This is a genomic window from Roseibium sp. RKSG952, assembly GCF_009711355.1.
This window is the reverse complement of sequence record NZ_SMMF01000960.1, coordinates 12,798-36,911: the sequence shown is the minus strand read 5'-3', so window position 1 is coordinate 36,911 and position 24,114 is coordinate 12,798. Positions and strand designations below refer to the sequence as shown.

Here is a 24,114-nt window from a genome sequence, read left to right as displayed (position 1 = left end):
TGAAACACCTTACTTTTTCGCTTTGTTTATTACTCCCCAGTGCCGGAGCAACTGATCCGCTTTTTCCCAACTCAGTCGTGTCCAATGATATCGAGTTCATCTCATCCGAGGATGAAAGTGCATTCTATTGCCTTCAATACTTTGGCGCAGACACCAGAGAGATGCCGGACAAACGCAAGGACAGGTTACTCGTTGACGATGTCCATATTTTCGAAGCCTGGTTTCTGGATGGGACCGCAATCCAGCTGTGGGTCCATCCGGACTTTCTCAACACTTTCGCGGCAACTCTTGCTGCCCAGAAACTAACCGGGCCGCTTGGCCATCTACCATGGTTCATGCGCGAAAGGCTTGACCATGTGGTTGTTCACAAAGGCGACGAAACCGCATTTGCTGAAGATCGCGGGCGCTTTTTCGTAGTTTACGATGGGAATATGGATAAGCGTATTTCAACCCATGATCTGGAAGAGACGGTCTTTCATGAGTCCGTGCACGCAACCATGGATGTCCCTATCGCACACAGCGCAGAGTGGCGAAAGGCGCAGGCAGCGGACAAGGGTTTCGTGACGACTTATGGCGCTTCGTTTCCAGAACGCGAGGATTTGGCAGAAACCGCGCTTTTTGCTTTCGCGTATTTCCAGCATCCAGATCGCCTGCCCGACCAGTTGCGCAGCGATTTGGAGACACTGGCGCCAAATCGACTGGCCTTTCTTGAACAGTTCTTTGGACCGACTCAACCCATTAAAAGAAATCTTGATGGGTTGGAGGACTGCACTCACTAGCCCTAAAGAGCTCCTGTCGGGATCTGAACGGTAGCACCTTTCGTCAGGTCGCGACGATTTGGCCATCCATTCTGACTGGTCTTTCTTGCTTTTTTGGCAGACTTGTATAATTGAGCAAATTACTCGGGATAGACCCCGTCACGAGTTACAATGTTGGGATATACCATGCTGAAATCCACTACCTGTATTGCTGCCGCTCTGACGACACTGATCGCCACATCGGCCATCGCCGATGGCGAGTTGAACCTGTATTCGTCGCGCCACTACGACACGGACGAACGTCTGTATTCCGATTTTGAAGAAGCCACAGGCATCCAGATCAACCGTATCGAAGGCAAAGCCGACGAGTTGATCGCGCGGATGGAAGCCGAGGGCGCGAACTCTCCAGCGGACGTGATGCTGACCGTAGACACTTCGCGCCTGGCACGGGCTAAAAATGCCGGCCTGCTGCAGGCGATCGACAGTGAGGTTCTGGAAGAACGTATTCCCGCCAACCTGCAGGATGCCGACAACGAATGGTTCGGCTTTTCACAGCGTGGCCGGATCATCTTTTATAACAAAGACAACGTGACCAACCCGCCCGCGACCTATGCTGATCTGGCTAAGCCTGAATACAAGGGCAAGATCTGCATCCGGTCCTCTGCCAACGTTTACAACCAGACTCTGCTGGCCTCGATCATTACCCACGAGGGTGCTGACGCGGCTAAAACATGGGCCGAAGCCATCGTCGACAACATGGCGCGCGAGCCGCAGGGCGGCGACACCGACCAGCTGCGCGGCCTAGTATCGGGTGAGTGCGATATCGCGGTATCGAACACCTATTATTTTGTCCGCTCGATCCGCAAAGATGTCAAAGGTCTGTCTTCGGAGCGTGAGAAGATCGGCTGGGTTTTCCCCAACCAGGACAGCTATGGCGCACATATGAACCTATCAGGTGCTGGTGTTGCAACCAACGCGCCGAATAAGGAAAACGCGATCCTGTTCCTTGAGTATCTGGCCAGTGATCAGGCGCAACAGTATTTCTCGGCAGGCAATGACGAGTTTCCGGCGGTCGAAGGTGTAGAACTGGCGGAAACAGTAAAGACGCTGGGCGACTTCAAAGCGGATGAGGTGAACCTATCAGAGGTTGCCACGAACCTTCCCGAAGCGCAGAAGATCTTTAACGAGGTAGGCTGGAAGTAATCCAGACACAAACCCGAGCAGTGGAAGGGTGCAGGTTCTCCTGCACCCTTTTTCTATTGCCACACCATGTTTTTCAGATACTATTTTCATATCTGGAAATGATTCTCTAAAATGAACGATGCTTGATGACCTTTCAAATCGCCTCGCCAACCGTCTGAGCGAACTGCGTCAGAGCCGTGGCTGGTCTCTGGACCAACTGACCGAACACAGCGGTATCAGCCGCGCCACACTGTCCCGCATGGAGAAGGGTGACGTCAGCCCCACCGCCGAAAGCCTTGGCCGTTTATGTGCAGCCTACGGCCTGCCGATGTCCCGATTGCTCATGATGGTCGAAGACAGCTTTGATCCCAAAGTTCCGTTTGAACGGCAGATCGAATGGCGGGATCCTGAAACCGGCTTCACGCGTCGATCAGTTTCTCCACCCGCAGCGGGGCTAAGCGGCGAAGTGTTGGAGTGTCACCTGCCCCCCGAAACAACCATCTCATATGATGCGCCCCCCAAACCCGGGCAGGAACACCACCTTATCGTACTGGACGGAGTGCTTACACTGACAGTCGATGGCACGTCACACATGCTGAGCGGTGGCGACTGCCTGCGCTATCATCTGTCAGGCCCTACCCGGTTCGAAACCAACGCTGGACGTGGCGCACGGTACATCCTGGTGCTGATATGATTACACGCCTGAATACTGACTACTTTGACACGGCTCTGAATGATCTGAGCGATATTTTGCATGCCTGTGTTCAGACCGGGGCAAGTATCGGTTTTATTCTGCCTTTCTCGAAGGAGGACGCCGGCAGGTATTGGCAAGAGCGGGTTCGCCCCGATCTAACATCTGGCACGCTTGATCTGTTTGCAATCTATGATGAGGGGCGCGTCATGGGCACTGTGCAACTCATCCCGGCTAGCATGCCGAACCAGCCACATCGTGCAGACGTGGCAAAGTTGCTTGTCCACCCTGAGGCGCGCCGTCGAGGCTACGGCCGGGCACTGATGAATGTACTTGAAGAACGCGCAAAAGAGCTTGGGCGGTCTATGCTTGTACTGGATACGCGCAGCTCCGATCCATCGCGCATCTTGTATCAGAGCCTTGGCTTTCAGATCGCAGGTGAGATTCCGAACTACTGCCGCAACCCATTTGAAGACAGGCTAGAGCCAACAACTTACATGTACAAAGATCTGAACTAGCTCGGTCAGGGGTGTGCTCAAAAACACTTGCCTCCGTCAGAGATTTTCACTCAAATCTTCCATATGAGTAATTCCGGATCCCAACCCGATACTGCAGCAGAGGTCAAACAAAGGCGTGAAGCGGACAGTATGGTTCTGGCCGTGGTGCGCACCGAGCTGGCCAACAGACGCACCTTTCTGGCCTATATAAAAACTGCGCTGGGTCTTGCGATCGCGGGTTTTGGCCTGATGCATTTTTTTGACGCGCAATCGATGCAGGGAAACCTTGGACTGATTGCCATACCAATCTCAGGCCTGATCCTGATCATCGGAGGTTTGGACTATTTGCGCACCAAGCGCCTCATAGAGGCCGAAAAGCGCGATTCCGGCGTTGAATAAGAGGGCTGCACTAGTCTGCGCTGCTCGCAAATTATCCTGTTTGAACGTTCAGATTTGATGATGACCACTTACGTGGAATGACGACTTGTACCCACAAGTTAAACTTACTAAAACAGTCAACATAATTTTGGTCGTGCATGCGACCCTTGCCAGCGGGCCACTGATCTCCCAGTCGCCAAGCCAGCGCCTCCAGAAAACCACTCAGAGATGGGAAAGCCCATGACGGAACAGGCGCTTATGGCACCCGAACAAATTCGTGCTGCGCATGCAGATAACCCAGGTCGACGTGACCGCGATCTTGCCGAGTCTCTTGGAATCGCCGAAGCGCAGCTGGTCGCCGCCTTCGTTGGGCAGAACGTCACGAGGATTTCGGCCAGCCTTGATGATATCTTTTCGCGCCTGAACGGGCTGGGTGAGGTGATGGCTTTGACCCGAAATCCGCATTGCGTGATTGAGAAGGTGGGCCAGTACGACAACTATCACTCCGGCGCCCATGCTTCGATGGTGCTGACCGCAGATATCGATCTGCGCATGTTCCCCAGCCATTGGGTTCACGCCTTCGCGGTTGAGCGCGCGACCGACAAGGCGACACAAAAATCGCTTCAGATCTTTGATGCTGCTGGTGACGCGGTGCACAAAATCTATCTGCGCGACGGCTCGAACCTGGATCATTGGCATACCCTGGTTTCAGAACTGAAATCCGAAGACCAGTCGCAGGTGCTGGAGGTGGCGCAACGCCAGCCGACCGAGGCACCCAAGACCAATCCGGATAAGGTTGATGCGCTGCGAACCGAATGGGCAAAGATGACCGACACCCATCAGTTTCTGCGGCTGACCTCAAAACTGAAGATGAACAGGCTGGGCGCTTACCGCATCGCCGGGAAGCCTTTGGCCCGCGCTCTGGAGCCAGGCAGCGTCACGACCATGTTTGAGCAGGTCCGGGATCAGGCCCTGGAAGTCATGGTCTTCGTTGGCAATCGCGGGTGCATCGAAATTCATGGCGGGCCAATACATACCCTTAAACAGATGGGGCCATGGTTCAACGTGCTCGATCCACGGTTCAACCTCCATCTGAGATCTGATCGCATCGCAGAGGTCTGGGCTGTTACCAAGCCCACCCAACGCGGCCCTGCCGTATCTGTCGAAGCATTCGATTCCGATGGCGGTCTGATCCTGCAGGTATTCGGCCGCCGTTCTGGGGAAAACGACCATCGCCCCGCCTGGGACGAACTTGTCGCCGGATTGCAATCACTGGCAGTAGCGGAGCCCGCGCAATGAGTATGACCAGCAGATTCCTGAACCGTACGGCGCTTTTTATCAGTCTCACCTTTGGCGCACATCAGGCAATGGCCGAGGGAACAGAAGCCAACAAGATCGTTTCGATTGGCGGCTCGGTCACCGAAATCATCTATGCACTGGGCCAACAAGACAGGCTGGTCGGAAGGGACCGGACCTCTAGTTATCCGCAGGAAGCGTCGGAGTTGCCCGATGTCGGCTACATGCGCGCACTGACACCCGAAGGTGTTCTGTCCGTCGCGCCCGACATGATCGTCTCCGTCGAAGGATCAGGACCACCCGAGGCAATTGCGGTTCTCAGGGAGGCCGGTGTCGAATACGTCGAAGTGCCGCATGAATTCAGCCGCGACGGTGTCGTCGAGAAGATTCGCGCAGTCGGTGCGGCGCTGGGCGAAGAAGAGGCGGCAAACGCTCTAGCTGAACAGGTTGGTGCCGAAATAGATGCGGCCCACTCTGCCGCCATCGAAGCAACAGGCTCTGACCGGGCACGGGTCCTGTTCATCTTGTCCATTCAGGATGGCCGGATCATGGTCGGCGGATCAGGCACTCAGGCCGACAGCATCATCTCACTCGCCGGCGGCGTAAATGCGGCCGCCAGTTTTTCGGGATACAAACCCATTTCGCCCGAAGCGATGGCAACCGCAGCTCCGGATGTGATCCTGATGATGGATCGCCAAGGCGGTCACGCGACACCGGACGAAGAGCTTTTTCAGATACCATCAATTGCGCTGACACCAGCTGCTCAGAACAAGAGGCTGATACGGATGCAGGGTCTTTACCTATTGGGGTTCGGACCACGCACGGCAAACGCGATCAGCGACCTTTCTAAAGCGCTTCAAAACAAGCAGGGCCTATGAGCATTGCACTTGAGCATGATGAACTGATCAAACCACCAAAGGACCGTCGCGCAACCGCACGACGCGTAACGTTTGCGTTGTTTTTGCTGCTGTGTCTGGTCAGTGCCATCAGCCTTTCGATCGGAGCATCCGAAGCTTCGCTCCGCGCGACCATCTCTGACCTGATTTCAGGCCGTGAAGTTTCCGACCTGAACCGGATCGTCTTGTGGGATATCAGACTGCCCAGATTGGCGATGGGCATGCTGGTCGGAGCCGCCCTGGCGGTGTCAGGCGTGGTCATGCAAGGCCTGTTCCGCAACCCGCTGGCCGACCCGGGAATTGTTGGTGTGAGCGCCGGCGCTGGTCTTGGCGCGATCTCAGCGATCATCCTGGGAAGCTATCTGCCCGCCGCCCTATTGAGCGTGGTTGGGAATGGTCTTGTGGCCGTTGCCGCATTCCTTGGTGGATGGGCATCGGTTCTTATCCTCTACCGTGTTTCGACCCGGCGCGGGCAAACTTCGGTCGCGACGATGTTGCTGGCCGGTATTGCCCTGGGAGCTTTGTCGGGGGCGGTGTCGGGTGTTTTGGTCTATATGGCCGATGATCAGCAACTGCGTGATCTGACCTTTTGGGGCATGGGCTCACTTGCCGGTGCTACATGGATCAAAGTGGTGACCGTGGCGCCAATCATTCTAATAGCGGTGGTCAGCACCCAGTTTCTTGCACGTGCTCTGAACGGAATGGCGATGGGCGAAGCTGTCGCGCATCACATCGGAATACCTGTACAACGTAGCAAGAATCTAGCGATCCTGGCTGTGGCAGCTGCAACCGGAGCCGCCGTCGCAGTTTCGGGTGGCATCGGGTTTATCGGGATCGTCGTACCGCACCTTCTGCGGCTGGGAACAGGTCCCGATCACCACAGATTGCTGATGAATTCAGCGCTGCTGGGCGCCAGCCTGCTGCTTTGCGCGGACATGATCAGCCGCGTCATCGTTGCACCGGCTGAACTGCCTATTGGTATCGTCACCGCAATACTCGGAACACCTGTGTTCCTGTGGATTCTGCTGCGGCGCCACGGAACGATGGGGATGTAGAAATGGAAGCGACAAACATCCGCGTGACACTGGGCAGAAAGGAAATTCTGCATGGTATCGACTTCAAGGCAGAACCGGGAAAGGTTACGGCGATTATTGGTCCCAACGGATCAGGTAAGTCCACCTTGCTAAAGACGCTGTCAGGCGAAATTACGGGTGCGGGAACCATAACGCTCAACGGATCTGACATCTCATCCCTGCAGCCATGGGAACTATCCCCGATGCGGGGTGTCCTTCCACAAGCCTCATCGGTTGCCTTTCCCTTCACCGTGCTCGAGATCGTTCGGCTTGGGCTTGCGCGCGGGTTGGCCGGTGCAGATGAACACTTGCCGATTCAAGCGCTGAAGCATGTTGATCTAGCCGGGTTTGAAAACCGGTCCTATCAGGAGTTGTCGGGGGGCGAGCAGCAGCGTGTGCAACTGGCCCGTGTTCTCACGCAGGTTTGGGAAACTCCGGACAGTTCCGAGACCAAGTGGCTTCTGCTGGACGAACCCGTCGCCAGTCTGGACATCGCCCATCAGTTCACGGTCCTCGATATCGCCCGAGATTTTGCATCGCGAGGCGGCGGTGTGGTGGTGGTGATGCATGACCTCAATCTGACAGCTTTGTTTGCGGATACAATCTACGTGCTTTCGCAAGGCCGCGTTTGGGGATCGGGTGCACCGTCGGAGGTATTGAACGACGACATGATGCGGGATGTCTACGGCATCAATTTGCAGATGAATAAAACACCCCCGACTCAGGTGCCCTTCGTACTGCCACAGGCCATGTACCAGAACACCTGACAGACCTAGTTTGATCGCGATCACCTGCATTCGGGACCGCGACCCTACACGTCCTGGTATCCAAACCCGGTTTATCGCGGATAGCAGCCAAAACTGCCCCCAAGGCTCAACGCAAAGTGCATTGCATTCTGCGCGGTTTGCTCCTATGCGTCCCGGCCACCGGTCGCAGCCTACCCGGGTATCAAAACAAGGACTGAAAATCATGAAGACTACATTGGTCTGCTCCGGCGGGCTCGATTCCGTTTCGCTTGCTCACGTTCTGGCGAATGACGGACAATTGTCGCGTCTTGTGTCATTTGACTATGGCCAGCGGCACAACAAAGAACTGGCCTTTGCCGCCGCCTGTTCCGAGCGTCTGAACGTACCCCATCACGTGATTGATCTGCGATCCGTCGGGGCATCGCTGACTGGTTCTGCGCTGACGGATGACCTGGATGTACCAGACGGCCATTACGCCGAAGACACGATGAAAGTCACAGTGGTGCCGAACCGCAATGCGATCATGCTGACCATCGCATATGGTGTCGCCGCTGCTGCGGGTGACGACGCCGTTGCAGCTGCGGTGCATGGCGGGGATCACTTCATCTATCCCGATTGCCGTCCTGCATTCACGGATGCGTTCGATGCGATGCAACGCGCGGCTCTTGATGGCTACGCAGATGTCTCGTTGTACGTCCCCTTCGTGCATCGTTCCAAGGCTGACATCGTTGCCGAAGGTGCACGGGTTAACACACCATTTGATCAGACGTGGTCCTGCTACAAAGGCGGAGAAAGCCACTGTGGTCGTTGCGGCACCTGTGTGGAGCGGCGCGAAGCATTCGATCTTGCCGGTGTAGCTGACCCGACCCTTTATGAAGACCCCGATTTCTGGCGCGCGGCGATTGAAGGAAAGCAAGACTGATGTTCCGGATCACCAAAGAGTTTCACTTCTCTGCCTCACATCAGCTGGGCCACCTGCCCGAAACGCATCAATGCGCGCGGCTGCATGGGCATAACTATATCGTGGTGGTCGAACTGGCCGCAGCCGAATTGAATCGGGACGGTTTTGTTCGGGACTATCAGGAACTGAAGCCACTCAAAACCTATATCGACGACAGCTTTGACCACCGGCACCTGAACGATGTGATGAACGAAATCTCAACCGCTGAGAACCTGGCGCGTCACTTCTATGAATGGTGTTCAGCCCGCTGGCCAGAAACGGCGGCCGTCAAGGTGTCTGAGACCCCTAAGACCTGGGCGGAGTATCGACCATGAGCTTGAGGATATCCGAGATCTTCGGCCCCACTGTACAGGGCGAAGGCGCACTGATCGGCGAACCGACAGTCTTTGTCAGGTCCGGCGGATGTGATTTTCGTTGTTCGTGGTGCGACAGCCCCCATGCAGTCGACAGCGACTATCGTCAAGACTGGACCCCGATGAAGGCCGAGACGGTCTGGGCCGAAGTCCAACGCCTGTCCGGCGGGCAACCATTGACCGTTTCGCTGTCAGGCGGCAATCCGGCCATTCAGGATTTCGCCCCGCTCATCGCACTGGGCAAGGAACATGGCTACGGATTTGCCTGCGAAACCCAGGGCTCGATCGCCAAGCCGTGGTTCTCAGATCTCGACATGCTGATCCTGAGCCCCAAACCGCCAAGCAGCGGAGAAATGATGGATTGGAGCCAGTTTGACGCCTGCTTGGCTGCGCGCCCAACCCGTACCGTCCTGAAGATTGTGATCTTCGATAGTGCTGATTTCGATTGGGCGCGCGAAGTCGCAGATCGTTATCCGGATCTGCCGCTCTATCTTCAGCCCGGAAATCCGAACAGCGATCCAACGGAACCCATCGACCTGGGTGAAACGACAGGACGATTGGAATGGCTAATCGACACAACACTGAACGCACGATGGTTCAGACCCCGTATTCTTCCCCAGCTGCATGTACTTGTCTGGGGCAATAAGCGCGGCGTCTGAGCAAAGGAGAAACACATGAGTGACAGCATCTACAGCAATCTCACCCAGCTGGGCGGCGCAACGCAAATGCCTGCCAGCCCCGAAGAGGCCGAGCTGGAGCGTGTCCAGAACCCGCAGGCGGACGTGGACTACAACGTTCGCTTTACGGCACCCGAATTTACCTCTCTCTGCCCGATGACGGGACAACCCGACTTTGCACATCTGGTGATCGACTATGTACCGGGTGAGTGGCTGGTTGAAAGCAAATCACTGAAACTGTTCCTGGGTTCATTCCGGAACCACGGTGCATTTCACGAGGATTGCACAATCTCGATCGCACGGCGTTTGACGGAGTTCCTCGAACCCCGCTGGCTGCGTATTGGCGGATACTGGTATCCGCGCGGGGGCATTCCGATTGATGTGTTCTGGCAAACCGGTGCGATGCCCGAAGGCGTCTGGATTCCCGATCAGGGAGTGCCACCGTATCGCGGGCGCGGCTGAGCTGATGATGCGGGCGAGGCAATCGAGCGCTGCGCCCGCATATTTGACTATGACACAGAAAGCCGGATAGATCGCGATATGGCTCAGCACCCTGTTTTCTGGACGTTTCGTCGGTGCCCTTATGCGATGAGGGCGCGCCTCGCGCTGGTCAGCGCGGGTGTAAAGGTCGAGCTGCGTGAGATCCTGCTGCGGGACAAACCACAGGCTTTTCTTGATACTTCAGCGTCTGGGACAGTGCCCGCTCTTCGAACCAATGACCAGGTTCTGGATGAGAGTCTGGACATCATGATCTGGGCTTTGGAACAGAGCGACCCCCAACAGTTGCTCGATATGCCGAAGGAAGGTTGGGAGCTGATCTCAACCAATGACGGCCCGTTCAAGAATGCACTGGATCACACCAAATACGCCACGCGATATCCCGATCTGGACGAAGAGGTTGAGCGGCAAAAGGCGGCCACCTATCTGACCGTCCTTGACCAAAAACTGGATGGGCAGGCGTGGCTGTTCGGAGATCGACCAACGATTGCAGATCTGGCAATGCTGCCATTCGTGCGCCAGTTTGCAAATATTGACCGTGTGTGGTTTGACGCTCAGCCTTGGCCCAACCTTATCAGATGGCTGGACCAATTTCTGACTAGCGACACTTTCGGGCAAATCATGCACAAATACGCCCCTTGGTCAGAAGATGATGTGCCGATTTGGTTCGGAACCTCAGACGCTGTCTCCGACCTATAACTGCCGCAACTGCGAACCGGTTTTGAACACAATCACCGGACCTGTGATTGCTGTGATTGTTTCACCGGTATTTATCGGATGGTAAGTCGCGCGGGGTGGTCGTGCGCCATCATCGATGTCGCGTTGCACCCAATCCCGCTCCTCCATCATTCGCAAGGACTGTGAGAGGGCGCGATCAGTGATCGTCAGCAGGTTTCGCCTGATCTCGTTAAAGTGGCTCAGTTCATGAAGGGTCGCCAGAACGGGCAACGTCCATGAGCGCCGAAGCAGATCCTGATTATCTTCGCTGGTCGCAGACAGGATCTGATTGGCGAACCGGGCTGCCACTGCACCACGCTGTGTCAGTCGAAATTCCGGTCGCAACGGATGGCCGTAGCCCGGGTTTCGCTCAAGCAATCCAATTTGGATGAGATGATCTACACTCTGAGAGAATGACGTACGGCCCGCGCCGGTTGCAGCCAACAATGGCGCCTGCCGCCCAGGGACACCTTCGTGAAGATTGGAAAGAATGGGCAGGGCCCACGCCCGCGAAGTGATGTTGACAAGTGCATCAATGTACATAAAGTATAGTTACTATATTTTACCTTAAAAGGAAAGATGATGCCGCTCATTTCCCTGGAAGAAACCATAACAATTGCGCTGTCGGTTAAGGATCGTCACGCCAGCGCCGATTGGTACGAGAGCATGCTTGGCTTCAAAACGCTTTATCATGCAGATGAGGCAGGTTGGTCAGAGCTAGAAACCCTGACCAAGGGCGTAACCCTTGGGCTTGGTGAGCACACCAAACCCGCGCCCGGAAACTGCGTCCCTGTATTCGGCATCGCCGACCTAGACAGCGCAAGGCAAAAGCTAGAACAGGCTGATGTTCAGTTTGACGGCCCAACAGATGTAGTCGAAGGCATGGTCAAGACGGCGACATTCTATGACCCCGACGGCAACGCCTTCATGCTTGCCCAAGATTTGACGGGCGGGTCCTGAGGAATTGTAGACCCAAGGATCGTTGCCGAAGTTGCGGCAACGGTCTGCAATTAATGTCAGATATGAGCAATTTGTGAGCGCTACCTTTCGGTTCGTGCACCCTGGGTGACGCGATTATAGTTGTAATCGGGTCTCCATCCTCCTAATCACAGCTTCACCTCGGGGTGCGTGGCCTGCCGCGCTGAGATGCCTATCAGGCGAACCCGTTGAACCTGAACCGGCTAGAACCGGCGGAGGGAAAGGTGACGGTTTCATCCATCCTTACCCTCTCGCCGCAATGGAGGATGATATGAAACATCTGCTGATTGCTGCGGGATTACTGAGTGCAACTTCGGCTATTGCCGCCGACAAACCTCAGCTGACCGTATACACCTATGACAGCTTTGTCTCGGACTGGGGTCCGGGTCCGCAGGTCGAAGAAGCTTTTGAAGCGGTCTGCAATTGCGATCTGAATCTTGTTGGCGTTGAAGATGGCGCCGCCCTGCTGTCACGTATCCGGCTTGAGGGCGAAAACTCGGAAGCTGACGTGGTGCTGGGACTGGATACCAGTCTGATCAATGCAGCCAAGGAAACCGGTCTGTTTGCACCCAGTTCCGTTACAGCTGACTACGCGCTGCCGATTGAATGGACCGACGACGTTTTTGCGCCCTACGACTGGGGCTATTTCGCATTTGTTCACAACGCCGATTACTCGGCCCCAGCGAATTTCCGTGAATTGGCGAACAGCGAGACAAAGATCATCATTCAGGATCCACGTTCTTCCACACCCGGCCTTGGTCTGTTGTTGTGGGTGAAGGCGGCCTATGGCGACGAGGCACCCGAAATCTGGGCTGGTCTTGCAGACAATATCGTAACAGTCACCAAAGGGTGGTCCGAGGCCTATGGCCTGTTCCTCGAAGGTGAATCGGATATGGTCCTCAGCTATACCACCTCTCCGGCCTATCACCTGATCGCTGAAGAAGACGCTTCGAAATCGGCAGCTGTCTTTGACGAAGGCAATTACATGCAGGTTGAAGTGGCAGGGAAACTCGCCGGGACTGATCAGCCGGAACTGGCGGATCAATTCCTGGAATTCATGGTTTCGGATGCGTTCCAGCAGATCATTCCTACAACCAACTGGATGTACCCGGCAGTGACCCCGGCAGCTGGGTTGCCCGAAGGGTTTGAAACCCTGACCATTCCGGAAAAGGCTCTGCTCTTTTCACCCGATGAAGCCGCCGACGTGCGGGATCAGGCACTTGCAGAATGGTTGAGCGCGCTCAGCCAGTAAGCCCATTGCCGGGTATCGGCGCGGCTGCCCTGGTCGCCGCGCTGATACTGGGCACACTGGCCGCAGTCACCCTGCGTGCCGAAGCAGGCGGTGGATTTGGTCCGGCCGACTGGGCTGCCCTGCGTTTTACACTTACTCAAGCGATACTTTCCGCGCTGTTCAGTATTGGATTGGCGGTTCCGGTTGCACGAGCACTCGCCCGGCGACGGTTTCCCGGGCGTCGCGCGCTGATTGCGCTGCTTGGCGCGCCGTTCATTCTTCCCGTTATTGTTGCGATAATCGGATTGCTGCAGGTCTTTGGTCGGGCCGGCTGGATCTCTGATATATTGGGTTATTTTGGCTTCGCACCCATTCGTATCTACGGCCTGCATGGCGTGGTATTGGCCCATGTATTCTTCAATTTGCCCCTTGCCACGCGCCTCATCCTGCAGGGATGGCAAGAAATTCCGGCCGAGCGATTTCGCCTCGCTGCTCAGTTAGGCTGCAACGGAGTGGCCATGTTCCGGTTGATCGAGTTGCCGATGCTGAAACGGATTTTACCGGGCGTGCTTGCGGTAATCTTCGCCATTTGCCTAACCAGTTTTGCTGTTGCGCTGACTCTGGGTGGCGGGCCCCGTGCGACCACAATCGAACTCGCGATCTATCAAGCCTTTACCTATGACTTTGACCTCGGCCGTGCTGCACTGTTGTCGGCGCTACAACTGGCCCTGACTGCCGCTGCAGCTTTGGCCGCCCTAAGGTTTTCTCACAGGGACGGCTTCGGCACCGGGCTGGATCGCCCCATCCGCCGGTGGGACGGCGGCGCGCCCATTGCCGATGCCTTATGGATCATCGCAGCGGCCGCGTTCCTGCTGCTTCCTTTGGCATCTGTTGTGATTTCAGGTTTTGCTGGTCTCTTCGAAACGCCAGCTTTGGTGTTCCGCGCCGCATTGACCTCGGTCATGGTGGCGGCCGCGAGTACTGCAATCTTGCTGCTGCTGGCGCTGCCCATGGCCACTGCTGTCGCGACAGGGCGATATGGAATTGTTGAGCTCAGTGGCATCCTCGGGCTGGCCGCATCACCGCTGGTGATCGGTACCGGATTATTCATTTTGGTCAGGCCTGTGGCCAACCCGACAGCGCTTGCGCTTCCGGTGACGGCACTGGTCAACGCAGTTATGGCTCTGCCCTTCGCATTGCGCATTCTTGTCCCGGCCGCGCGCGATGTGGTGTCGCGACACGGCCGACTGGCGCTTTCCCTCGATATGACCAACATGACCTTCTTTGTCCGCATTCTGCTTCCTCGAATGCGCGCGCAGATCGGTTTTGCAGCCGGGCTGGCCGCAGCCCTTTCGATGGGAGATCTCGGTGTGATCGCACTGTTCGCAGACGCCCAGATAGCAACGCTGCCTTTACAGATTTACCGCCTGATGGGAGCTTATCAAATGCAAGCCGCCGCCGGAGGGGCGCTGCTATTGCTGCTGTTGTCCATGTCGGCGTTCTGGATATTGGATCGCGGAGGACGCTGGCATGCTGAAGCTTAGTGATTGCGTCATTGAAAATGGCAATTTCACCCTGCACGCCGATCTTTGCATCGAACCCGGGGCGAGCGTTGCAATCATTGGCCCATCAGGTGCAGGTAAATCGACATTGCTGGAAACCATTGCCGGTTTTCGTTCCCTAACTCAGGGTCAAATATTCTGGCAGGGTACCGAGATAACAGATCTGCCACCGGGCAAGCGTCCGCTGGCAATGCTATTTCAGGACGGCAACCTGTTCCCTCATTTGACCGCTGAGCAGAATATCGCTTTGGGGGTGCGCCCAAATGGACGACTGAGCCCTGACGAACAAGGTGAGGTCCAAACAGCCCTGGAACGTGTAAGTCTGGCAGGAATGAGCACTCGCAAACCTGCAGAGCTATCTGGCGGGCAGCAAAGTCGGGTGGCTTTGGCTCGAGTGCTTGTTCAAAGGCGCCAGGTGCTTTTGCTGGATGAGCCGTTCGCTGCACTTGGTCCTGCTTTGAAAGCCGAAATGCTGGATTTAGTTGCTGATTTGATTGAGGGGACTGGCACAACTCTGTTGATGATCAGTCACGATCCGCAGGACGCGCGCCGCATTACCGATCAGACAATACTCGTTGCCGAAGGTCAGGCCCATTCGCCGGTTGAAACGACAGAGTTGCTTGACAACCCACCACCCAGCTTGCGCAGCTACCTGGGATAGTCGCTTCGGCACGAGGCGATTTGCCAGATGTCAGGCCTGCACATTGTCAGAGCTTTCTGTGCTGCATCATGCACTCTCAGAGTACTTAGGGGTAGATAAAGCCCGTCAGGGGCATGAACCAAAGGTTCACATGCCCCTGACAATGGAAGGCCGTTTCGCATCTAACGCAACGCGTCAGAAGTAGCGCAACCAGATGTATACGTTCGCGATCATCAGGGTCAGGATCATGATCGGGAAAGCGATTTTGGCGAACGCGATAAAGCCGATGGGCTGCTTTGCTTTCTCAGCAAAAGCTGCAACCGTGAGGTTCGCACTCGCGCCCAGCAAGGTACCGTTGCCACCCAGACAAGCCCCAAGCGCCAATGACCACCACAGCGGTTCAATCGCGTCTTCTCCACCAAACGTGTCGGCTGTGGACTCGATCAGCGGAATCATGGTCGCCACGAAAGGAATATTGTCGAGGATCGCCGACAGGATACCTGAGGCCCAGAAGATGAAGAACGCGGTCCACATCATATCGCCCTGTGTCAACTCCAGCACTTTCTCACCGAAGAACGCCAGCAGACCTACATGCTCAACGCCGGCAACGATGACAAAGAGACCACCGAAGAAGAAGATCGTGACCCATTCGACTTCGCCAAAGATATGGTGCACGGATTCCGACTGCTCTTCGCCGTGCTGGTGACCATAGGCCAGTAGCATCAACAAGCCCGCACCGGCCAATGCGGAGGTACCAGGTTGAATGCCATACCCATGCCCCAACGTGAAACCGAGCAACACCAGCGCCAGAACAGACAGCGACTTGATCATCAGACCTACATCCGTGATCGCTTCGGATTCATTGAAGCCCATAATCCGCTCGCTGGCAGATTTCGGAATGCTGGCAAGCTCCTTGCGGTTCATCAGGTAGATAATTCCCGTAAGGACCACCAGACAGATCGCCGAAATCGGTGCCAGATTCACAACAAACTCATTGAAGCTGAGGCCTGCGGCAGAGCCGATGATAATATTCGGCGGGTCACCGATCAGGGTTGCTGTGCCCCCGACATTCGAAGCCAGAATTTCAGCAATAAAAAACGGGAAGACGCGCGTTTCCAAAGCTTCGGTGATCAGCAAGGTAATCGGGGCAATAAGCAAGACGGTTGTCACGTTATCCAGCAATGCTGAAAACACGGCCGTGATCAGCGTCAACATGATCAGAATACCGGTAGGATTGGCCTTGACCGACTTTGCGGCCTTGATCGCCACGAACTGAAACAGTCCGCATTTGCTGGTGATACCCACAATGACCATCATGCCAATCAGAAGGGCCAGCGTATTGGAGTCGACCCCGGCCACCGCCTGTTCCTGATTGATGATCCCGAACAGTACCATCAGCGATGCGCCCAGCATTGCCAGAATGGCTCGGTTCACTTTTTCGGTTATCAGAACGGCGTAGACCAGGATCAGGATACCGGTCGCGACCCAAAGGGGATCAATGCCCAATAGTTGTGGAACGGAGAACGCAGCCTCTCCGTGTGACGTAGAATGCTCAGCCAAGATTTTTGTCCGGTTCTTTGGTGGTTAGCTTAGTGCGCGATCCAGAAGTGAGTTTGCACTCACCGTGCCCACAAAACGCTTTGTTTCAGGCTCGACAAGGATCACGTGCCGCTTGAATTTGTAGATCAGAAAAATGCCTTCCATCACCGGCGTGTCCGGTGCGGCCACTGGGATGTTGGTTGGTCTCGACATGTTGTCGCGCACCTTTTCTGTCTTCAACCGCTCCAGCTGCTGATCGAAGTCATCCCGTGTGAGGTTCATGAAGCTGAGAGACTCGATTGGCACCCGCGACGCATCATCGTTCAGGCCAATTGTTGCCGCTTTGGGCAGGATCAGCTTTAGAAGTGTCGGTGCTGTGAATACACCGACATATGTGCCGTCATCTTCTACCACCGGCAAAAACCGCGCACGGCTGTCCCTGATAATGTTAAAGGCGGTGGCAATGCTCTCATCCGGATGGATGGTTCGCTGAACTTCAGTCGGCACCATTACGTCATAGCAGGTCAGGCCCATGGGTATCCTCTGTCTTCGTATGGCTGCCCGGCGGTCTGCCAATTGGGTGGCCTCATCTGACTTCGCGTTTGTGAGGCAAACCAGAAAAGCCGAATCGAATTTTTTCTGACGGTGGTGTCTTTTCACTGCCACGCAGGATTGGCCAGCCTTTTTGCGAAATTGTTTGTCGGCGTGTCGGTTTTTCTGTTGCGTTGGTCGACATTCACAACACATTCAGCAGGTTTCTCTCCAACCTGCGGCCTCTGCCTAACCAAGATCCGCTGACACAAAAAAAAACGCCCCCGATCAGATCGGAGGCGTTTCCAATTTCTCGAAGGTGTCGGGCTTAGCCGCGCTCTTCGATGATCTCAACCAGATGCGGGATCTTGTTGACCATGCCGCGAACCGAAGGGGTATCTTCCAGCTCACGGGTTTTGTGCATCTTGTTCAGGCCCAGACCGATCAGGGTTGCGCGCTGTTCAGCGGGGCGACGGATCGGAGAACCGATCTGCTTGACGACGATGGTTTTTGCCATGGTTCGCTCTCCTTACGCTTCTGCTTCAGCAGCAGCCGGTGCTTCGTCCCGCTTGGGCAGGATGTCGGCAACCTTTTTGCCACGACGTGCGGCAACCGAACGCGGGCTCTGCTCTTTCTGCAGGCCGTTGATGGTGGCGCGGATCATGTTGTACGGGTTCTGCGAGCCCAGCGACTTGGACACAACGTCCTTGACGCCCAGCATTTCGAACACAGCACGCATCGGACCACCGGCGATGATACCAGTACCTTCAGGTGCGGTGCGCATAACCACTTTACCAGCGCCGTGACGGCCCTCGATGTCGTGGTGCAGAGTACGACCTTCGCGCAGTTGCACGCGGATCATCTGACGCTTGGCTTGCTCAGTCGCCTTGCGGATGGCTTCAGGTACTTCTTTCGCTTTACCTTTGCCAAAGCCCACGCGGCCTTTCTGATCGCCGACAACCACCAGAGCGGCGAAGCCAAAGCGCTTACCACCTTTTACGGTTTTCGACACGCGGTTGATTGCGACCAGGCGATCTGCAAATTCCGGTGCTTCTTCACGGTCGCGGCCACGGCCCCGACGGTTTTCACGTTCTGCCATTTGGCATCCCTTTTCTCATGTGGCGCTTACGGCGCCGTTTTCTTCAATCCAAGTGAGCCCCGACTGTTGCCGAGGCCCCCGGATCATCGGGGCAGCCGCAAAGCTGCCCGCAGGTCTTAGATCTTCAGACCACCTTCACGTGCGGCGTCGGCAACTGCCTTCACCTTGCCGTGGAACAGGAAGCCACCACGATCGAAATAGGCCTCTTCGACGCCTGCCTTCTTGGCACGCTCGGCGATGGCCGCGCCCACTTTGGTGGCCGCTTCGACGTTGTTCTTGCCGACAACACCCAGATCTTTTTCCAGGGTCGAGGCAGATGCCAGGGTCACGCCACGTACGTCGTCGATCAGCTGAACAGAGATGTTCTTGTTCGAACGGTGTACGGACAGACGCGGACGACCCGCGTTGACCTTGCGAAGTTTGTTCCGAACGCGCAGGCGGCGCTTCAGAAACAGGGTTCTTTTGCTGTTTGCCATTGTCTGCGTCCTTACTTCTTCTTGCCTTCCTTGCGGAAGATGAACTCGCCCTTGTAGCGGATGCCCTTGCCTTTGTAAGGCTCGGGACGGCGCCACTCGCGGATTTTGGCCGCGGTTTCGCCCACCAGCTGCTGGTCGATACCTTCCACAACGATTTCGGTCTGCTTCGGTGCGGTGATGGTGACACCTTCCGGAGCAGTGAAATCAACATCGTGGCTGTAGCCCAGGTTCAGCTTCAGGGTGTTGCCCTGCATCTGAGCTCGGTAACCAACACCCTGGATCTCCAGCTCCTTTTTGAAGCCCTGAGTTACACCGGTTACCAGGTTGGCAACCATGGTGCGGCTCATGCCCCACTGCTGGCGGGCACGCTTGGACATGCCACGGGGGTCGATCTTGACCACATTGTCTTCAACCGACAGCGTCACGTCGTCGGTGGCGGTGAAGCTGCGGGTGCCTTTCGGACCTTTGACTTCGATGGTCTGGCCAGACACAGAGGCGGTAACGCCGCTGGGCAGCTCGACCGGTTTTTTACCAATACGAGACATTGCAGACCTCCTTAGAAGACGGTGCAGAGCACTTCGCCGCCAACATTGTTGGAGCGAGCGTTTGCGTCCGACATCACACCTTTCGGAGTGCTGACAATCGACACACCCAGACCCTGACGGACCTGCGGGATGTCATTGACGCCCATGTATACGCGACGACCGGGCTTCGAGACCCGCTTCAGTTCGCGAATAACAGGGGTGCCTTCGTAGTACTTCAGGCTGATTTCGATGGCCGGATGACCGTTTTCACCGGTCGTGTTTTCGTAGCCACGGATGTAACCTTCGTCCGCCAGCACGTCCAGAACCCAACCGCGCAGCTTGGAAGCCGGGGTGGAAACGGTGGACTTGCCGCGCATTTGCGCGTTGCGGATACGGGTGAGCATATCGCCGATAGGATCATTCATATCTATGTCTCCCTTACCAGCTCGATTTCACCATGCCGGGGATCTGACCAGCAGAACCCAGCTCGCGCAGCGCGATACGGCTGACCTTCAGCTTACGGTAGTAAGCGTGGGGACGACCGGTCAGCTGACAACGGTTGTGCAGACGGGTAGCCGAGCTGTTGCGCGGCAGTTTCGCCAGTTTCAGACGCGCTTTGAAGCGCTCTTCCATCGGGCGGCTCTCGTCATTCGCGATTTCTTTCAGCTCGGCACGCTTTGCGGCATATTTGGCCACCAGGCGTTCGCGCTTCTTCTCGCGTTCGATCATTGCTTTTTTAGCCATGTCTCAATCCTCCCGGCGCTTAGGCGTTGAAGGGCATGTTGAACGCTTTCAACAGTGCCTTACCTTCAGCGTCGGTTTTCGCTGTGGTGGTGATTACGATATCCAGACCCCAGACCTCGTCGACCTTGTCGAAGTCGATTTCCGGGAACACGATGTGCTCTTTCATGCCCATGGCAAAGTTGCCACGACCATCAAAAGAAGGCTTCACACCGCGGAAGTCACGAATACGCGGCATCGCGATGGTGATCAGACGATCCAGGAATTCGTACATCCGGTCACCGCGCAGGGTTACTTTCGCACCCAGCGGCATGTCTTCACGGACGCGGAAACCCGCGATCGACTTCTTCGCCTTGGTTGAAACTGCCTTTTGACCAGCAATCGCAGTCAGATCCTCGACAGCAGCTTTCGCTTTCTTCGAGTCTTTGACGGCCTCAGCACCACAACCGATGTTCAGAACGATTTTTTCCAGCTTGGGCAGCTGCATGTCGTTCTTGTAGCCGAACTCTTCTTTCAGAGCGGCACGGATGGTTTCAACGTACTGAGCCTTCAGACGCGGGGTGTAGTTTGCGGAATCAAGCATCGATCACGTCTCCCGTGGTCTTGGCGAAGCGGACCTTCTTGTCACCTTCCATGCGGAAGCCAACGCGGGTTGCTTTGCCGTTCTTGTCCAGCAGAGCCAGGTTCGACAGCTCGATCGGGTTTGCCTGAGGCAGGCGACCACCTTGCGAGTTCTGGGTCTGGCGGGTGTGGCGGATGGCGATGTTGATGCCGTCTACAACAGCTTTACCGGCTTTCGGGTCAACCGAGGAGATAGTTCCCTCTTTGCCCTTGTCCTTACCGGCCAGCACGACGACCTTGTCGCCTTTGCGGAGTTTAGCAGCCATGATTACAGCACCTCCGGAGCAAGCGAGATGATTTTCATGAAGTTCTTGCTGCGCAGTTCGCGAACAACCGGGCCAAAGATACGGGTACCTACCGGCTCGTTGTTGTTGTTCAGGATGACGGCGGCGTTACGATCAAAGCGGATCGCGGTACCGTCCGCGCGGCGGACTTCTTTGGCGGTGCGTACGACGACGGCCTTGCGGACGTCACCTTTCTTCACGCGGCCGCGCGGGATGGCTTCCTTCACCGAGACGACAATGATGTCGCCAACGGAGGCGTATTTACGCTTGGAACCACCCAGGACCTTGATGCACTGAACTCGGCGTGCGCCGGAGTTGTCAGCGACATCCAGATTGGTCTGCATCTGGATCATGTGGTTTCTCCCGACCTGTGGGGGCTGGTCTCGTTAGATCCCCCAGGGTTTCGACAAATGGGAAAAATCCCGGAGGCTTACGCTTCCAGAACTTCCCAACGTTTCGTCTTCGATTTCGGCGCGCATTCGATGATGCGTACGGTGTCACCGACCTTGAAGGCGTTCTTTTCATCGTGAGCCCGGTACTTTTTGGACTTACGGATGGTTTTCTTCAGAACCGGATGCGTAAAGCGGCGCTCGACGGATACGGTTACGGTCTGTTCGTTGGCGTCGCTGGTCACGGTGCCTTGCAGGATACGCTTGGGCATCTGATTACTCCTCGGATGCCGCAGCAGCGGCCTTTTCGTTCAGAATGGTTTTGACACGGGCAGCATTGCGGCGGGCCGCTTTAATGCCGGCTGTGTTTTCCAGCTGACCGGTTGCCTGTTGAAAGCGCAGGTTAAAGCTTTCTTTCTTCAGGTTGGCCAGTTCCTCGCGGAGCTGGTCCGGGGTCTTGTCACGCAGTTCTTGGGCGTTCATCGCCTTTTTCCTTTGCTCAAAACACCAGAAGGCCCCGTACACGGGTCACCTTTGACCTGGTGGATGAATGATAGACATACGAATCCCCCGACTCAGCCGGGGGAACGCAGGATGCCGCCGTATAAGGGTTTAGAGGGTGGGTGGCAAGGGAAAGTTCTTAGATTTTCATCTTTGCCAATCTTGGCGAAAAATTCCCCCCGTCGGCAATTCGACGGAGGGTTTTGGTTCAGTTCACTTGTCACTATCTGCGAGTCCGTTCCCGCACCCCCCCTTCGCATTAGCTATGGTCGAAATTGCCAACTTGCATCAGTAGGGAACTCAATAACAATTAAATCAGTACCGCGTAGTGACCCATGCAAGAAGCCGATAGTCGTGAATATCAGATATTGTTAACGAACGGACAGGTGGTGCGTTTCACGCAACGTGAATTACGTGACCTTGTTCGGGGCAGTAGAGTTAAAGCTTTTCTTGTTGTTAGCCTAATCATTATCGCCCTTGCGAATCCGACGCTGTTTCCGTCCCTTCCGGAATACTCGTCACGGCTGTTCTACTGGGGCGTCTCCGTATTGCTCTATCTGATTATCATTCCGCATTGGGCCTCAGCTGTGAACAGACTGTGGCGGCGAACTCTGCAGATACCACTACCGCTTATTGTTGCAACCGGCCCCCTTATTGTTGGTCTGTCCGTTTTCGCAACGTGTTTCCCATTGGTTTTTGGGGACCTCGTACCAAAGCGAGGTGAACCACTTGTCTGGACAGACTATCTGCGCAACCTGTTGATCGGGCACATAATAGAAACGGTGGGACTGCTCTGGCTACTTCCACTACAGCGCAACGACGAAGACTTGGCGGAAACCGTGCCGGAGGGTGAGCCGGAGTTTGTCATTCTCAACGGCCGTTCATTGCCGCTGGACAGTATACTGACTGTGCAGAGCGCCGAGCACTATCTTATCGTCAGAACGAACGGGAAGACATCACAATACCGCGCCCGCATGAAGGACTTCGTCATGCAGGTCAACGAAAGCCACGGCGTACAAACACACCGCTCGTTCTGGGTTTCCACCCAAGAAGCGGAGGAACTTCGTGGAAACGTCGTTAAAACACGATCCGGCGACGACATTCCGGTCTCACGAGGCCGCTTGCCTGCGGTGCGGGAATGGTTCCGTTCAGCGGGAAAGGCGCATTAGGGCTTTCTGCCAAAAGTTCGGAGCCTAGTTTATCACTGAAACTGACCCGGACCGTCAGTCAACGCGAACAAGGCGGCCGCCTGCTTTTGGCGGCTGCAAACTGCTTAGTCCCAACGATAGTTGAAACTCACACTTATCCGCTCCTCTTCCGCTATGTTCATAGGCACTTCATGGCGAAGCCAGCTTTCCCAAAGCAGCACATCGCCAACCCTGGGCTTCATATAGATGAACGGTTGGAGATCTCGCCGCCCATCCTTGAGGCGCGTCGGTGCGGCCATCATGCGTCCCGAGCGTGGATCTTCCAGCTTCAGTGCACTAGCACCTTCGGGCATTGCAACATAGGTCGTCCCCGAAATCACGCTGTGCGGGTGTAGATGGCTGGAATGCATTCCGCCCTCGGGCAGAATGTTGATCCACAGATCCTCGAGCTTCAACTCGCCCTCACCCAGATCGAACTCCAGATCTTTGGCAAAGGCCGCGACATGCTGATCCAGCGCCGAGACCAGATCGGCGAAGATTGGAAACCGCCAGGGCAGATCGGTCAGTGAGGCGTAGCTTGTATAGCCGGGATAGCCGTTCTCTTCACACCATTCCTGCCCGGCCTCATCATCTTCGGCGATGACAAGGCATGAGCTTTCCAGTTCTTCGGAGTCGATCTTGGGATCGAACTCAGAGAGGGCTGCGCGATAAAGACGGGTGACGAAGAGTGATTCAATCTGTGGCATGGGTGCGTTCTTATCCAAATCGACCTCTGACTACGAGAGACAAATTCCCGTCGCTTCTTTGGTCGCAAAACATCATTGCCACCATCATTCAGTCACTTGAACATTCGGACCTTCAACTCCCACAGGAGGAGCAGCACAAGGATGGGCGGCACCCAGAAGACATAAACCACCATGTTAAGGACGTTCATAAAGCTAAAAATCTCAGCAATGGTCTGCGGAATAGTACTGCAACGATGGTACAAAAGCTTGTCGGTCGCGCAGTCAGCTTCAAAAAGAAAATGCAAATTCAACGCTATTCCAAAATAGAGACCGCCATAACGCAAAAATAGTTTCAAAACCTTGCTTCGAACAAAGTAACTCAAGCCGATTGCAGCTAATGGC

35 protein-coding genes and 1 riboswitch are annotated in these 24,114 nt (G+C 55.7%); of the genes, 19 read left to right on the top strand and 16 right to left on the bottom strand.

Annotation, left to right across the window (positions count from 1 at the left end):
* Nucleotides 1-77: 77 nt before the first annotated feature.
* From E1297_RS41395 to E1297_RS41330, 14 genes are all read left to right on the top strand, one after another.
* Entirely contained in the window at nt 78-779 is a 702-nt protein-coding gene (locus E1297_RS41395) for a hypothetical protein (RefSeq protein ID WP_155148731.1), read from the top strand.
* Between the two features lie 165 nt (nt 780-944).
* The gene (locus E1297_RS41390; RefSeq protein ID WP_155148730.1) at nt 945-1,961 is read left to right on the top strand and encodes a Fe(3+) ABC transporter substrate-binding protein; all 1,017 of its coding nucleotides are present in this window, start codon (nt 945-947) and stop codon (nt 1,959-1,961) included.
* Between the two features lie 118 nt (nt 1,962-2,079).
* The gene (locus E1297_RS41385) at nt 2,080-2,634 is read left to right on the top strand and encodes a helix-turn-helix transcriptional regulator (RefSeq protein ID WP_155148728.1); all 555 of its coding nucleotides are present in this window, start codon (nt 2,080-2,082) and stop codon (nt 2,632-2,634) included.
* Entirely contained in the window at nt 2,631-3,149 is a 519-nt protein-coding gene (locus E1297_RS41380) for a GNAT family N-acetyltransferase (protein WP_155148726.1), read from the top strand. Before E1297_RS41385 ends, E1297_RS41380 begins: the two co-directional genes overlap by 4 nt.
* Nucleotides 3,150-3,212: 63 nt before the next feature.
* Nucleotides 3,213-3,527: a DUF202 domain-containing protein gene (locus tag E1297_RS41375; protein WP_155148724.1), complete on the top strand. Its 315-nt coding sequence runs from the start codon at nt 3,213-3,215 to the stop codon at nt 3,525-3,527.
* A gap of 219 nt (nt 3,528-3,746) precedes the next feature.
* Entirely contained in the window at nt 3,747-4,805 is a 1,059-nt protein-coding gene (locus E1297_RS41370) for a hemin-degrading factor (protein ID WP_155148721.1), read from the top strand.
* A complete protein-coding gene (locus tag E1297_RS41365) occupies nt 4,802-5,680 on the top strand; it encodes a hemin ABC transporter substrate-binding protein (protein ID WP_155148719.1) in 879 nt (292 codons plus the stop codon). Before E1297_RS41370 ends, E1297_RS41365 begins: the two co-directional genes overlap by 4 nt.
* Nucleotides 5,677-6,753 (top strand): iron ABC transporter permease, encoded by a 1,077-nt coding sequence (locus E1297_RS41360; protein WP_155148717.1) that lies wholly within the window; start codon nt 5,677-5,679, stop codon nt 6,751-6,753. The genes E1297_RS41365 and E1297_RS41360 overlap by 4 nt, the downstream gene beginning before the upstream one ends.
* Before the next feature lie 2 nt (nt 6,754-6,755).
* Nucleotides 6,756-7,538: a heme ABC transporter ATP-binding protein gene (locus E1297_RS41355; RefSeq protein ID WP_155148715.1), complete on the top strand. Its 783-nt coding sequence runs from the start codon at nt 6,756-6,758 to the stop codon at nt 7,536-7,538.
* A gap of 202 nt (nt 7,539-7,740) precedes the next feature.
* Complete coding sequence (queC, locus tag E1297_RS41350) at nt 7,741-8,439, top strand: 7-cyano-7-deazaguanine synthase QueC (RefSeq protein WP_155148713.1); 699 nt, start codon at nt 7,741-7,743, stop codon at nt 8,437-8,439.
* Nucleotides 8,439-8,792, top strand: a complete 354-nt coding sequence (gene queD / locus E1297_RS41345; RefSeq protein ID WP_155148711.1) for a 6-carboxytetrahydropterin synthase QueD — start codon at nt 8,439-8,441, stop codon at nt 8,790-8,792. Before queC ends, queD begins: the two co-directional genes overlap by 1 nt.
* Nucleotides 8,789-9,490, top strand: coding sequence for a 7-carboxy-7-deazaguanine synthase QueE (gene queE / locus E1297_RS41340; protein ID WP_155148709.1), 702 nt, complete (start codon nt 8,789-8,791; stop codon nt 9,488-9,490). The genes queD and queE overlap by 4 nt, the downstream gene beginning before the upstream one ends.
* 15 nt (nt 9,491-9,505) lie before the next feature.
* On the top strand, nt 9,506-9,970 hold the full coding sequence (gene queF / locus E1297_RS41335) for a preQ(1) synthase (protein WP_155148707.1): 465 nt from the start codon (nt 9,506-9,508) through the stop codon (nt 9,968-9,970).
* 78 nt (nt 9,971-10,048) lie between these two features.
* Complete coding sequence (locus tag E1297_RS41330) at nt 10,049-10,705, top strand: glutathione S-transferase (RefSeq protein WP_155148705.1); 657 nt, start codon at nt 10,049-10,051, stop codon at nt 10,703-10,705.
* On the opposite strand, the gene E1297_RS41325 is transcribed toward E1297_RS41330, so the two are convergent.
* The gene (locus E1297_RS41325; RefSeq protein ID WP_209016313.1) at nt 10,700-11,167 is read right to left on the bottom strand and encodes a helix-turn-helix domain-containing protein; all 468 of its coding nucleotides are present in this window, start codon (nt 11,165-11,167) and stop codon (nt 10,700-10,702) included. The two genes, E1297_RS41330 and E1297_RS41325, sit on opposite strands and share 6 nt — an antisense overlap.
* 138 nt (nt 11,168-11,305) lie before the next feature.
* Here E1297_RS41325 and E1297_RS41320 point away from each other — a divergent pair, with 138 nt between their 5' ends.
* From E1297_RS41320 to E1297_RS41305, 4 genes are all read left to right on the top strand, one after another.
* Nucleotides 11,306-11,683, top strand: a complete 378-nt coding sequence (locus tag E1297_RS41320; RefSeq protein WP_155148701.1) for a VOC family protein — start codon at nt 11,306-11,308, stop codon at nt 11,681-11,683.
* A 150-nt stretch (nt 11,684-11,833) separates the two neighbouring features.
* A riboswitch (TPP riboswitch) is annotated at nt 11,834-11,940 on the top strand.
* A gap of 32 nt (nt 11,941-11,972) precedes the next feature.
* A complete protein-coding gene (thiB, locus tag E1297_RS41315) occupies nt 11,973-12,953 on the top strand; it encodes a thiamine ABC transporter substrate binding subunit (RefSeq protein WP_155148699.1) in 981 nt (326 codons plus the stop codon).
* Entirely contained in the window at nt 12,929-14,476 is a 1,548-nt protein-coding gene (locus E1297_RS41310; protein ID WP_155148697.1) for a thiamine/thiamine pyrophosphate ABC transporter permease ThiP, read from the top strand. Before thiB ends, E1297_RS41310 begins: the two co-directional genes overlap by 25 nt.
* Nucleotides 14,463-15,155, top strand: a complete 693-nt coding sequence (locus E1297_RS41305; protein WP_155148696.1) for an ATP-binding cassette domain-containing protein — start codon at nt 14,463-14,465, stop codon at nt 15,153-15,155. Before E1297_RS41310 ends, E1297_RS41305 begins: the two co-directional genes overlap by 14 nt.
* Before the next feature lie 174 nt (nt 15,156-15,329).
* Here the strand turns inward: E1297_RS41305 and E1297_RS41300 are convergent, their stop codons facing one another.
* The 13 genes from E1297_RS41300 to rpmC form a co-directional block, all read right to left on the bottom strand.
* Entirely contained in the window at nt 15,330-16,694 is a 1,365-nt protein-coding gene (locus E1297_RS41300; RefSeq protein ID WP_155148694.1) for a sodium:proton antiporter, read from the bottom strand.
* Nucleotides 16,695-16,718: 24 nt separating this feature from the next.
* Entirely contained in the window at nt 16,719-17,207 is a 489-nt protein-coding gene (locus tag E1297_RS41295) for an HPP family protein (protein ID WP_170334366.1), read from the bottom strand.
* Between the two features lie 325 nt (nt 17,208-17,532).
* A complete protein-coding gene (rpmD, locus tag E1297_RS41290) occupies nt 17,533-17,721 on the bottom strand; it encodes a 50S ribosomal protein L30 (RefSeq protein ID WP_008757946.1) in 189 nt (62 codons plus the stop codon).
* Between the two features lie 12 nt (nt 17,722-17,733).
* Nucleotides 17,734-18,303, bottom strand: a complete 570-nt coding sequence (rpsE, locus tag E1297_RS41285) for a 30S ribosomal protein S5 (RefSeq protein WP_155148691.1) — start codon at nt 18,301-18,303, stop codon at nt 17,734-17,736.
* 116 nt (nt 18,304-18,419) lie between these two features.
* Complete coding sequence (gene rplR / locus E1297_RS41280; RefSeq protein WP_010437103.1) at nt 18,420-18,779, bottom strand: 50S ribosomal protein L18; 360 nt, start codon at nt 18,777-18,779, stop codon at nt 18,420-18,422.
* A gap of 11 nt (nt 18,780-18,790) precedes the next feature.
* Entirely contained in the window at nt 18,791-19,324 is a 534-nt protein-coding gene (rplF, locus tag E1297_RS41275) for a 50S ribosomal protein L6 (RefSeq protein ID WP_155148689.1), read from the bottom strand.
* Between the two features lie 11 nt (nt 19,325-19,335).
* Nucleotides 19,336-19,734: a 30S ribosomal protein S8 gene (gene rpsH / locus E1297_RS41270; RefSeq protein WP_368669840.1), complete on the bottom strand. Its 399-nt coding sequence runs from the start codon at nt 19,732-19,734 to the stop codon at nt 19,336-19,338.
* 7 nt (nt 19,735-19,741) lie between these two features.
* Nucleotides 19,742-20,047, bottom strand: a complete 306-nt coding sequence (gene rpsN / locus E1297_RS41265; protein ID WP_068340744.1) for a 30S ribosomal protein S14 — start codon at nt 20,045-20,047, stop codon at nt 19,742-19,744.
* Nucleotides 20,048-20,066: 19 nt separating this feature from the next.
* Nucleotides 20,067-20,627: a 50S ribosomal protein L5 gene (gene rplE, locus E1297_RS41260; RefSeq protein WP_155148685.1), complete on the bottom strand. Its 561-nt coding sequence runs from the start codon at nt 20,625-20,627 to the stop codon at nt 20,067-20,069.
* Nucleotides 20,620-20,931: a 50S ribosomal protein L24 gene (gene rplX, locus E1297_RS41255; RefSeq protein ID WP_155148683.1), complete on the bottom strand. Its 312-nt coding sequence runs from the start codon at nt 20,929-20,931 to the stop codon at nt 20,620-20,622. The genes rplE and rplX overlap by 8 nt, the downstream gene beginning before the upstream one ends.
* A gap of 2 nt (nt 20,932-20,933) precedes the next feature.
* On the bottom strand, nt 20,934-21,302 hold the full coding sequence (gene rplN, locus E1297_RS41250) for a 50S ribosomal protein L14 (protein ID WP_155148681.1): 369 nt from the start codon (nt 21,300-21,302) through the stop codon (nt 20,934-20,936).
* 77 nt (nt 21,303-21,379) lie between these two features.
* Nucleotides 21,380-21,610, bottom strand: coding sequence for a 30S ribosomal protein S17 (rpsQ, locus tag E1297_RS41245; RefSeq protein ID WP_068340771.1), 231 nt, complete (start codon nt 21,608-21,610; stop codon nt 21,380-21,382).
* A gap of 4 nt (nt 21,611-21,614) precedes the next feature.
* Nucleotides 21,615-21,821 (bottom strand): 50S ribosomal protein L29, encoded by a 207-nt coding sequence (gene rpmC / locus E1297_RS41240; protein ID WP_010437082.1) that lies wholly within the window; start codon nt 21,819-21,821, stop codon nt 21,615-21,617.
* Nucleotides 21,822-22,174: 353 nt separating this feature from the next.
* On the opposite strand from rpmC, the gene E1297_RS41235 reads away from it, so the two are divergent.
* A complete protein-coding gene (locus E1297_RS41235) occupies nt 22,175-23,008 on the top strand; it encodes a LytTR family DNA-binding domain-containing protein (protein WP_155148679.1) in 834 nt (277 codons plus the stop codon).
* A gap of 104 nt (nt 23,009-23,112) precedes the next feature.
* On the opposite strand, the gene E1297_RS41230 is transcribed toward E1297_RS41235, so the two are convergent.
* A complete protein-coding gene (locus E1297_RS41230; RefSeq protein ID WP_155148677.1) occupies nt 23,113-23,733 on the bottom strand; it encodes a 2OG-Fe(II) oxygenase family protein in 621 nt (206 codons plus the stop codon).
* A 92-nt stretch (nt 23,734-23,825) separates the two neighbouring features.
* Nucleotides 23,826-24,114 (bottom strand): hypothetical protein (locus tag E1297_RS49985; RefSeq protein ID WP_209016312.1); only part of this gene is annotated, 289 nt, incomplete at its 5' end.